The organism is Thalassobacter sp. (assembly GCF_982993085.1).
Map to the genome: position 1 here is coordinate 1 of NZ_CEZFMW010000125.1, position 10173 is coordinate 10173.

Sequence of the window (10173 nt, forward strand, 5' to 3'; positions counted from 1 at the left end):
GCGGTGCCCATGCCGTGGCGCAGCCCGTCTTCCCACGCGCCGTCATAGCGGTAGCCATCAGCAAAGGTCATTACGCCTTGGCCATGGTTCTTGGCGTTCAAGAATTCACCAACGTACAGCAAACCGTTGGGGTATTGCGCGCGGCCCTTACCTTCAATCACGCCATCCACCCAATCGCCGTCATAGCTGGCGCCATCGGGATAGGTGATTTTGCCAGTGCCATGCGCCAGATCGTTGCGGAACCCGCCAACGTAGACCGAACCATCGGGATAGGTGACCTCACCCTCGCCCTCTATCCGACCATCGACCCAAGACCCGACGTATTGATATCCGTCAGTGCCCTTGAAAATGCCTTGGCCTTGGCGCTTGTCCTCAAAAAACTCGCCCTCATAGACGTCGCCGTTGGCATAGGTGACCGCACCCGTGCCATGGCGCTGGCCATTGACCAAAAGGCCCTCATAGATGTCACCGTTGGGCTGTGTCAGACGGCCCAAGCCGTTGATCTGGCCAGCTTTCCAGTTGCCGATATAGACCAAGCCGTCGGGCATTGTCAGGGCGCCTTGACCCTCACGCGCGCCTTTGACCATCTGACCTTCGTAGGTGGCGCCATCGGGATAAGTAATCAGCCCGGTGCCGTCCTTCATTCCGTCGACCCATGATCCCTCATAGCGGTAGCCGGTTGTGCTTTCCATGATGCCGTCGCCATCATGCAGGGCGTTCACGAAACTGCCGGTATAGCGCACGCCGTTGGCATAATTCGCCACACCACGTCCGGTGATTTTACCGTCTAGCCAGTCGCCCTCATAGGTGCCGCCATCCGCAAAGATGATGCTGCCCGTGCCCTCGGGCTTTCCGCGTGCAAAGGTCCCTGTATAGACTGAGCCGTCCGGAAACTCAGCCGTGCCTGTGCCACGGATTTCGCCCGCGGCCCATTCGCCGGTGTAGACGTAGCCATTGGGCAGCCGATAGGTGCCGGTGCCGTGCTGTTTGCCGTCCAGAAAGGTGCCTTCATATATCCCGCCACCATCATATTGCTTGGTGACGATTTCACCGGACTGCGCCAAGACGGTGCTGGGCGCGGAAAAAGCTAGGATAGTGGCCAGAATTAGGGCTGTCGATTTATGCGTCACGGTCTGCTCCCCACGAATGCGGTGACATCGCTCGCCCCAAAGCTAAATGACCGATAGGGCGGGGGCAACGGTTTTCCCCGCTCTGCGCGGGGGATAGCCGGGATCGGCGCTTTCCCTCCGTGCGCGATGTCGGTAGAGGGAAACTGCCGCAAGAGCACCAACCTGGGACGACACGGGGAGACGAGGCATATGTCGAGCACATTTCGCCTGACAATCGCGCAGCTAAATCCTGTGATGGGGGACCTTGAGGGCAATGCCGACAAGGCCCGCGCTGCATGGGCTGCAGGCAAAACCGCAGGCGCCGATATGGTCGCCCTGCCTGAGATGTTTTTGACGGGCTATCAGCCCCAAGATCTTGTTCGTAAACCTGCCTTTGTTGCCGATTGCGCCCGCCACCTAGAGGCGCTGGCCCAAGACTGTGCCGATGGCCCGGCGCTGGGCATTGGTGCGCCATGGTGGAAAGAGGGCGACGACAAGCCTCATAACGTGTGGTTCGTGTTTGAAGGTGGGCGCACGGTCGCCCGTGTCTTGAAACACCACCTTCCGAACTACAAAGTCTTTGACGAAAAGCGCTACTTTCAATCCGGTGATGTGTCGGGTCCCTATCGGATCAAGGGTGTCGGGATCGGCACGCCGATCTGTGAGGATGCGTGGTTCGAGGACGTCGCCGAGACCCTTGCGGAGACTGGGGCCGAGATCCTCGTGATCCCCAACGGCTCCCCCTATTTTACAGGCAAGCAAGACGTGCGTTTTGCGCATATCGTGTCCCGCACCGTTGAGACTGGTTTGCCGGCTGTCTACCTCAACCTTGTGGGCGGGCAGGACGATCAGGTGTTCGATGGCGCAAGTTTCGTTTTGAACCCCCACGGCAAACTGACCCATCAGCTGCCCGCGTTCGAAGAACATATCGCTCACGTTGACTTCGAACTGGGCGACGAAGGCTGGGTCGCGGTCGAGGGTGACAAGGCCCACGCGCCAGAAGGGATCGAGGCGGATTACCACGCCACGGTGCTGGCCCTGCGGGACTACATGGGCAAAGCGGGTTTCAAAAAAGCGCTGCTGGGCATGTCGGGGGGCGTTGATAGCGCACTTGTGGCGTGTATCGCTGCCGACGCATTGGGGCCCGAGAATGTGCGCTGCGTGATGCTGCCGTCAGAATATACCTCGCAGGGGTCTCTGGATGACGCGGCCACGGCCGCCAGCGCGCTTGGCTGTGCGTTGGACAACGTGCCGATTTCGGGGCCACGCGCCGCTGTCAGCGATGCGCTTGCACCGTTCTTCGCGGGCACCGAACCGGGCATTGCAGAGGAAAACATCCAAAGCCGCCTGCGCGGGCTTTTGTTGATGGCGCTCAGCAATAAGAACGGCGAAATGCTTTTGACGACTGGCAATAAATCCGAGGTCGCGGTGGGCTATGCCACGATCTACGGGGATATGTCTGGCGGCTATAACCCCATCAAAGATATGTACAAAACACGTGTGTTTGATGTGTGCCGATGGCGCAACGCCAATCACCGACCTTGGATGAAGGCGCCCGCGGGTGAAATGATCCCGGTGAGTATCATCGACAAGCCACCTTCAGCAGAACTGCGCCCTGATCAAAAAGATGAGGACAGCCTGCCGCCCTATGAGGTGCTGGACGCAATCCTTGAACGGTTGATCGACCGGGAGCTTTCGGTCGGGGAAATCGTGGCGGATGGCTACGATCGTGAAACGGTCAAGCGTGTCGAATGGTTGATTTACATCAGTGAATACAAGCGCTTTCAATCTGCTCCGGGCGCGCGGCTGTCACAGCGCGCGTTCTGGTTGGATCGTCGCTATCCGATTGTGAACCGTTGGCGCGATCCGAGCTGATGTATTGCGCCGCCCTAAAGGGCGCCGCGACGGCGAGGGACGCTGTCCCTCGCGCTCCCTGGGATATTTGGAAACCAAAGAGTTAGCGTAGTTTCGGGGGTTGATCCGGGTTCATTCCTGGGTTTGTGCCGGGTGTTTGGCTTTGGCTGAGTTGGGGCAGGTCAAACCTTAGCCCATGTTTGGCCAAAAGCGGTGTGATTGGATCGGCCGCACGGAAAAAGCCTACGTCGAGTGCGCCTGCCTCTATGCCTGAGAAAGTGAGCGCCTCGGAGACGGCGCGGGCGAGGCTGGGCTCAGCCTCGGGGATTGCGCCGACGAAGCCCAAAAGGTGGGTTTTTTGCGCGTTTTCATAGGTGACGGAGACGAGATAGGCGCTGCGGGCGAGACCTTCGGCCATTGCGAGTTTGGTGTCGAGGGCTGTGATGAGCGCCTCTGGCAGGCCTGCGGGCGGGGCGATGGTGTCGGGGGTTGCCTGGGTCTCGGATGGGGCGTTCGTGAGGGTTTCGGCCAACCATGCGATGGCCTGTGGGTCGAGCAAGTGCGAAGAAGGTGCGACTTCGAGGTTGAGACCGAGGCCAAAGCCTTCCGCGGCAAGCATTTGTGTCAGGAGACGGCCAGACAGGGCGGCGTAGGGCGCGGGACCATCGGCAAAGTCGCTAAGCCGTTCGGGCAGGTCAAAGGCAAGCACGAAGGTTTGGCCTTCGACAGGAAACAGGCGAGGTGCGATTTGATCACCTTCGGCTTCTTGCTCCAGCAGGATAAAGAGTTCGGCGTCTGCGATCCGTTCATAGAACCGGAGGCGGGCAGCATCGGTGCCTTCGGCCTCGAGGGACAGGGCGGCGGTGTCGAGGGGTGTGTTCATGCGAGGACCTCAGCGAGATGGCGGCGCAGGTGTGGGACGAGGTCAGTCTCGAACCAAGGGTGGCGTTTGAGCCATGCGGTATTGCGCCACGACGGGTGAGGCAAGGGGTAAACCGTTGGGGCGTGGGTGCGCCACGCCGTAACAGTGTCGGTGACAGAGCCAGACTTTAGATGCCATTTTTGCGCGTATCCCCCCACTAAAAGGGTGAGTTGGATGTTGGGCAACGTGTCCAATACTTGGGCGCGCCATGTGCGGGCGCACAGGGGCGGGGGCGGCAAATCGGCGCCCTTGGCAGTGGTGCCGGGAAAGCAAAACGCCATCGGCACAATCGCGATGCGGGTCGCGTTGTAGAACTGATCTGGGGTGAGGTCCATCCAATTGCGCAAGCGATCCCCGGACGGATCATCAAAAGGCAAACCGGATGCGTGTACCCGCGCACCGGGTGCTTGGCCCGCGATCAAAATGCGTGCTGAGGCCTCTGCGCGGACCACTGGACGCGGCTGGTGGCTGGTATGCGTAGTCTCAAAACGCGACTTGCACAGGCGGCAGTTTGCGATGTCATTCAGGAGGATCATGAGGGCAAACTACAGGCACAGCGCGCCTTTGCAATAGCAGCATTTTTCGCTGCATTGCCGCATAAATGATGACTTAAAATGAGGCACTTAGAAAACATTGCCTTGGCGGTTGCTTGCCTTGAAATCCTGCGTATAGATGTCATGGATCTTTTCTCTCAGTTTGATAGAGTTTTTCAAATGTACCGTATCTGGAACTTCGTCACGAACTATTCGATACTGCTGATCGCAGGTGCGTTGATCGCGCTGGTCTGGGCAAATATCGATGCGCACAGCTATCACCTTCTGGTTGAGTATCCCTTGTGGTTCAACGACCTGCTGGGCGCGGACATCCATCATTGGGAACACATGCTTGGGGCTGACGCGGCTGCGTTCGGTCACCATGACACGCACAAAGTTCTCACGTTCCACTACCTGGTGAATGACGTCCTGATGGCGTTTTTCTTTGCCATCGCGGCCAAGGAGGTCTGGGAGGCCGTGATTCTTAAGAACGGCTCGCTCCGGGGCAAAAAAGCCGCGACGCCGCTGTTCGCCACGGCGGGCGGGATGTTTGGGCCAATCGCGGTTTACCTCGGGCTGGCTTGGTTCCTTGGGCCCGCAAAATTCGGCGATGTGGCAAATGGCTGGGCCATCCCGACTGCGACCGACATTGCGTTCAGCTACCTTGTGGGGCGGCTCGTGTTTGGCGCGGCCCACCCGGCGGTGCGGTTCCTGCTGCTCTTGGCGATCGCAGATGACGCGGCTGGGCTGATCATTCTGGCGGTCTTCTATCCCTCTGGCACCTTGGCCCCAAGCTGGCTGCTCCTGTCAGTTGCTGCATCAATCGGTGTGTTTGTCCTGTTCAACTGGTTGCCAAGGCGGCTTGACCGAGGCGACCAATCACGCGCCAAATCGACGTGGGTGCGAGAAAAGCTATCGTTCTGGCCATATTTGCTGGCGGGGGCTGCGTCTTGGTACGGGTTCGCGCAATCGGGGCTGCACCCGGCGCTTGGCCTGCTGCCAATCGTGCCGACATTGCCCCACGCGGACCGTGATTTCGGGATCTTCTCCCAGGCGGAAACCTATATGCATGATCTGCTCAACCATTCGGAACACCTGCTGAAGCACCCGGTTGAGATCATCCTCTTCTTCTTCGGCCTGCTCAACGCGGGTGTCGAATTCAACGCCATCGCCGAGCCGACTTGGCTGGTGCTGTGCGGGCTGATCATCGGTAAACCTTTCGGCGTGATGCTGTTCGGCTACATCGGGGCACATACGCTGAAACTGGGCCTGCCCGAGGGCATGAAAACGTCCGATCTGTTTGTGATCGGCTGTGTTTCGGCCATCGGCTTCACCGTGTCGCTGTTTGTTGCGACGGTGGCGTTTGATCCGGGTCCTGTTCAGGATGCGGCGAAAATGGGTGCCCTCTTTAGCTTTGGCGCCGCGATCTTGTCCTTTGTGGCAGGGCGCCTGCTTCGGGTGGAAAAACAACCCGGCTAAGCCGCCATTCGCTCTTGGTATGGCGCGGGTTTTCCTCGGGCCATACCCACCCCAAATGCGGCGATTCCTAGGTCATCCCGCAGGGCCAATGCCATAAGTTCGGCCAATAAGCCGAACAAACAGACATAATACCGCCTATTTCCCCCGCTACCGTAAACATATCTGTCCAGAAAGGACGGGTCCGATATGGTGCGAGCGAAGGGCCGGTATATGCTTGAATTTGACTCTGTCTCAAAGTCCTTTTGGACCGGCACGCAACGCAAGGTGATCTTGGATCGCGCTTCGTTTCGCGTGGACGTGGGGCAGTCGTTGGGCATCCTTGCGCCCAATGGCGCGGGCAAAACCACCCTTATCAACATGATGGCTGGCCTCGAAAAACCGGACGAAGGCACCGTTACCAAAACCTGCCGCGTGTCCTTTCCGCTGGGGTTTATGGGCGGGGTCGTGAACAAACACTCCGGCACCGAAAACGCCCGCTACATCGCTCGGCTTTACGGGCTTGATCCTGATTACGTCGAAGCCTTTTGCCGCTATCTGTGCGGGATCGATGAATATTTCGATATGCCCATCGGCACCTACAGCCAAGGCATGCGGGCGCGATTTACCTTTGCGCTGATGCTGGCGCTGGAATTTGACATTTACCTTATTGATGAGGGGATGCCCTCAACCACCGACGTGGAATTCAACCGCAAGGCGGGCTCGATCCTGCGCGAACGGCTGCAATCCGCCACTGTGGTGATCGTTTCGCATCAGCCCAAGACGCTGGCGCGCTTTGCAGATAAGGCGGCCGTCTTAAGCCACGGCAAGCTCCATCAATTTGAGACGTTAGAAGAGGCCAGAAGGCTCTATGACTATGAAACCCAAACCTAAGAAATTCCGCGTGCGCCGCGCCACAACAGGCCAGACCGAGGGCAAAGTTACGGGCGCTATGTCCGGGGATCAGGTGTTTGACGCCGCGGATGACGGCTTTGGTGACGCTGATTTCCGCTCAGGTGCGCCGCGCGATGATGTCTCCCCCAAACAGGCGGCGATTGATCGCGAACTTGCCGCCATCCGAGCCGAGGGCCTGACAGGGCGCCAATTGCGCATGGCCCGGCGCGTGGCTCAGATGCGCGGCGTCACACCGTCGTCCGACTTTGACGCTGTGCGCCAATTGCGCGCCATGGGGGTCGATCCCTTCGCCAAAGCCAACATGCTGGAACTGGTCGCAGACGCCAACGTGCCCGCCGTGACCCCCGCGCCTCAGGCTCCGCAAACGCCGCCGCAACCGGCCCCGGATGGCATTGATGCTGCAAGCCGCGCGGCGGACATCATCGCCATTCAGCGAGACATCGCTGGCCGTCGTCGGCGCAAAGTCGCGCTGCTCACGGCACGGCTGTTGTTCTTTGTGATGCTGCCGACGTTCATCGCGGCCTTCTATTTCTACACGCTTGCCACGCCGATGTTCGCCACCAAATCAGAATTTGTGATCCAACAGGCCGACGGCGGTGGCGGCGGGGCCGGGGGCTTGGGGGGGCTTTTTTCGGGCACTTCAATGGCTACACAACAGGACTCGATCTCGGTCCAAAGCTACCTTCTTTCGCGCGATGCGCTGGCTCGCTTGGACGATGATCTGGGCTTTCGCGCGCATTTCGAAGGCGACAATATCGACGAATTGCAACGCCTCACCCCCGACAGCAGCAATGAAGACACCTACAAACTGTACCAACGCATGGTCCGCATTGGTTATGACCCCACCGAGGGCGTCATCAAGATGGAGGTCATCGCCGCCGACCCCGCCACCAGCGAAGCCTTTGCCAATGCGCTGATCGGATACGCCGAGGAACAGGTGGATCAACTGACCGCGCGCCTTCGCTCCGACCAGATGGAGGGCGCGATGGGCAGTTTTGAGGCCGCAGAGGTCCGCATGCTTGAGGCGCAGCAAAGCGTCGTGCGCCTGCAGGAACAGCTGGGCGTCGTTTCGGCGGATGTTGAGCTGTCCTCTCGGATGGAACAAATCGGTGTTGTCGAAACCGAACTGCGCGATGCGCGCTTTCGGCTTGATACGATGATGTCGAACGCCCGCCCCAATGCTGCACAGGTCGAAAACCTGCAAAGGATCATTCGCCTCCGTGAGGATGAGATTTCTGAGCTGCGCGGCAGCCTGACCGAAGGGGCCGAGGGCGCCGCATCACTGGCGCGAATCTCGGCAGAGTTGGGCGTGGCTCAGATGGATCTGACCACCCGGCAGGCCCTGTTGCAACAGGCCGCCCAACAGCTTGAAACCGCCCGGATTGAGGCGAACCGACAGGTTCGCTACCTCTCTACCTCCGTCCCGCCCCGCGCCCCGGATGAGGCGACCTATCCCCGCAAATTCGAAAACACGCTGCTGGCGTTCATTATTTTCGCAGGCATTTACCTGATGATCTCGCTCACAGCCTCCATCTTGCGCGAACAAGTTTCGGCCTGATCCCGCGTCACACAACTGCAACGCCATGCGGCCTATATTGGCACCGGCGTTGCATCTTAACCCCCGCTCCGCCATCCAAGGCCAATGACTTCAAGAGGGACGATTTGATGAAACCTATTGCCGACGTGACGCCCAACACATGGGAATTTCTGCGCGATCCGATGATTAAACCCACCGGTTTTCGCGAATATGATGCGCGGTGGCGGTTCCCCGAAGAAATCAATTTACCCGGCATGCAGGCGCTGGGGCGCGGACTAGGCACCCAGATGCATGAGGCCGGCATCCCTCCGGTGATCGCAGTGGGTAATGACTACCGCGATTATTCTGTTGCGATCAAATATGCGCTGATGACCGGCTTGATGGAGGCTGGTATCCACGTGCGCGATATCGGCCCGGCCCTGTCCCCGATGGCGTATTTCGCGCAGTTCCACCTTGATGCACCCGCCGTGGCGATGGTTACGGCCTCGCACAATCCTAATGGCTGGACGGGCGTCAAAATGGGGTTTGAGCGTCCGCTTACCCACGGCCCCGACGAAATGTCCCGCCTGCGCGAGATTGTCCTGAATGGCGAGAGCATCGCCCGCGACGGCGGCAAGTATGAGCGCGTTGATGGCGTGCTTGAGGCCTATATCGACGACCTCGTGGGGGATTTCAAAATGTCCCGCCCGCTCAAGGTTGTCTGTGCGGCGGGCAATGGCACTGCGGCGGCCTTTGGCCCCGAGGTTCTGCGCCGCATGGGCGTCGATGTCGTCGAAAGCCACTGCACCCTCGACTACACCTTCCCCAACTACAACCCCAACCCCGAAGCAATGGAAATGCTCCACGACATGTCCGCAAGCGTCAAAGCCAGCGGCGCGGATTTTGCGCTCGGCTTTGATGGCGATGGGGATCGCTGCGGTGTTGTCGACAACGAGGGCGAAGAGATTTTTGCCGATAAGGTCGGCGTGATCATGGCCCGCGATCTGTCGCGCCTTCATCCCAACGCCACCTTTGTCGCGGACGTTAAATCCACCGGCATCTATGCCAGCGACCCGGTGCTGCAAGCAAATGGTGCCACCACGGACTACTGGAAAACCGGCCACAGCCACATGAAACGCCGCGTTCATGCCCTGGGCGCCTTGGCAGGGTTTGAGAAATCCGGTCACTACTTCCTCGCGGAACCTGTGGGCCGGGGCTACGATTGCGGCATGCGCGTCGCCGTTGAGATCTGCAAACTGATGGACCGCAACCCGGACAAATCCATGGCCGACCTGCGCCGCGAATTGCAAACCACTTACACCACGCCCACGCTGTCGCCCTATTGCGCCGACACCGAAAAATACGACACGCTGGACCGGATCGTGGCCAAACTGGTCGCCCATCAGCCGGGTGGCAAACTGGCGGGCCTTGCGATGACCGATATCGTCACAGTGAACGGCGCGCGGGTGATGCTGGAAAACGGGGGCTGGGCGCTGGTCCGGGCCTCATCCAACACGCCAAACCTTGTCGTCGTCTGCGAAAGCCCGGAAAGCCCGGAACAACTGCGTGCTATTTTCAACGACCTAGACGCGATCATCCGGACCGAGCCGAACGTTGGCGACTACGATCAAGGGTTCTAACAGGCCTGACCGCAAGCCCAGCCCGATGACCACGCCCATTGAAAGTTGTAGCCGCCCAACCAGCCGGTGACGTCTACAACTTCACCGATGAAATGCAGCCCCGGCACGTCGCGCGCGGCAAACGTACGCGCATCAAGGGCGGCGGTGTCCACGCCGCCCAGTGTGACTTCTGCGGTGCGGTAGCCTTCGGTGCCCGCTGGCGTGACGTCCCAACTGTGAACCGCCGCGT

The 10173-nt window shown here is 59.6% G+C and carries 9 protein-coding genes; 5 read left to right on the top strand and 4 right to left on the bottom strand.

Annotated elements, in window-relative coordinates:
- A partial coding sequence (locus tag AC4GMC_RS15435) for an MORN repeat-containing protein (protein ID WP_490391469.1) occupies nt 1–1094 on the bottom strand: 1094 nt, incomplete at its 3' end.
- A 225-nt stretch (nt 1095–1319) separates the two neighbouring features.
- On the opposite strand from AC4GMC_RS15435, the gene AC4GMC_RS15440 reads away from it, so the two are divergent.
- Nucleotides 1320–2984 carry an NAD+ synthase gene (locus tag AC4GMC_RS15440; protein ID WP_487877800.1) on the top strand — a complete coding sequence of 555 codons (1665 nt, stop codon included), beginning with the start codon at nt 1320–1322 and terminating at the stop codon, nt 2982–2984.
- A gap of 82 nt (nt 2985–3066) precedes the next feature.
- On the opposite strand, the gene AC4GMC_RS15445 is transcribed toward AC4GMC_RS15440, so the two are convergent.
- Both AC4GMC_RS15445 and AC4GMC_RS15450 read right to left on the bottom strand, forming a co-directional pair.
- Nucleotides 3067–3846, bottom strand: coding sequence for an SseB family protein (locus tag AC4GMC_RS15445; RefSeq protein WP_487877801.1), 780 nt, complete (start codon nt 3844–3846; stop codon nt 3067–3069).
- The gene (locus AC4GMC_RS15450; RefSeq protein WP_487877802.1) at nt 3843–4421 is read right to left on the bottom strand and encodes a uracil-DNA glycosylase family protein; all 579 of its coding nucleotides are present in this window, start codon (nt 4419–4421) and stop codon (nt 3843–3845) included. Before AC4GMC_RS15450 ends, AC4GMC_RS15445 begins: the two co-directional genes overlap by 4 nt.
- 177 nt (nt 4422–4598) lie before the next feature.
- Here AC4GMC_RS15450 and AC4GMC_RS15455 point away from each other — a divergent pair, with 177 nt between their 5' ends.
- The 4 genes from AC4GMC_RS15455 (at nt 4599) to AC4GMC_RS15470 (ending at nt 9944) form a co-directional block, all read left to right on the top strand.
- Complete coding sequence (locus tag AC4GMC_RS15455; protein ID WP_487877805.1) at nt 4599–5897, top strand: Na+/H+ antiporter NhaA; 1299 nt, start codon at nt 4599–4601, stop codon at nt 5895–5897.
- Nucleotides 5898–6107: 210 nt separating this feature from the next.
- Nucleotides 6108–6767, top strand: coding sequence for an ABC transporter ATP-binding protein (locus AC4GMC_RS15460; RefSeq protein WP_487877803.1), 660 nt, complete (start codon nt 6108–6110; stop codon nt 6765–6767).
- A complete protein-coding gene (locus AC4GMC_RS15465) occupies nt 6745–8346 on the top strand; it encodes a KpsE/RkpR family capsule polysaccharide export protein (RefSeq protein WP_487877804.1) in 1602 nt (533 codons plus the stop codon). Before AC4GMC_RS15460 ends, AC4GMC_RS15465 begins: the two co-directional genes overlap by 23 nt.
- 107 nt (nt 8347–8453) lie before the next feature.
- Nucleotides 8454–9944 (top strand): phosphomannomutase/phosphoglucomutase, encoded by a 1491-nt coding sequence (locus tag AC4GMC_RS15470; RefSeq protein ID WP_487878904.1) that lies wholly within the window; start codon nt 8454–8456, stop codon nt 9942–9944.
- Here AC4GMC_RS15470 and AC4GMC_RS15475 read toward each other — a convergent pair.
- On the bottom strand, nt 9941–10173 hold a 233-nt coding region (locus tag AC4GMC_RS15475; RefSeq protein ID WP_490367099.1), incomplete at its 5' end, for an NAD(P)/FAD-dependent oxidoreductase. The two genes, AC4GMC_RS15470 and AC4GMC_RS15475, sit on opposite strands and share 4 nt — an antisense overlap.

What these genes read in the sequence shown, in the direction of transcription:
- AC4GMC_RS15440 (WP_487877800.1), top strand. Translation starts at nt 1,320, where the DNA reads ATGTCGAGCACATTTCGCCTGACAATCGCGCAGCTAAATCCTGTGATG.
- AC4GMC_RS15445 (WP_487877801.1), bottom strand. Translation starts at nt 3,846, where the DNA reads ATGAACACACCCCTCGACACCGCCGCCCTGTCCCTCGAGGCCGAAGGC.
- AC4GMC_RS15450 (WP_487877802.1), bottom strand. Translation starts at nt 4,421, where the DNA reads ATGATCCTCCTGAATGACATCGCAAACTGCCGCCTGTGCAAGTCGCGT.
- AC4GMC_RS15455 (WP_487877805.1), top strand. Translation starts at nt 4,599, where the DNA reads ATGTACCGTATCTGGAACTTCGTCACGAACTATTCGATACTGCTGATC.
- AC4GMC_RS15460 (WP_487877803.1), top strand. Translation starts at nt 6,108, where the DNA reads ATGCTTGAATTTGACTCTGTCTCAAAGTCCTTTTGGACCGGCACGCAA.
- AC4GMC_RS15465 (WP_487877804.1), top strand. Translation starts at nt 6,745, where the DNA reads ATGACTATGAAACCCAAACCTAAGAAATTCCGCGTGCGCCGCGCCACA.
- AC4GMC_RS15470 (WP_487878904.1), top strand. Translation starts at nt 8,454, where the DNA reads ATGAAACCTATTGCCGACGTGACGCCCAACACATGGGAATTTCTGCGC.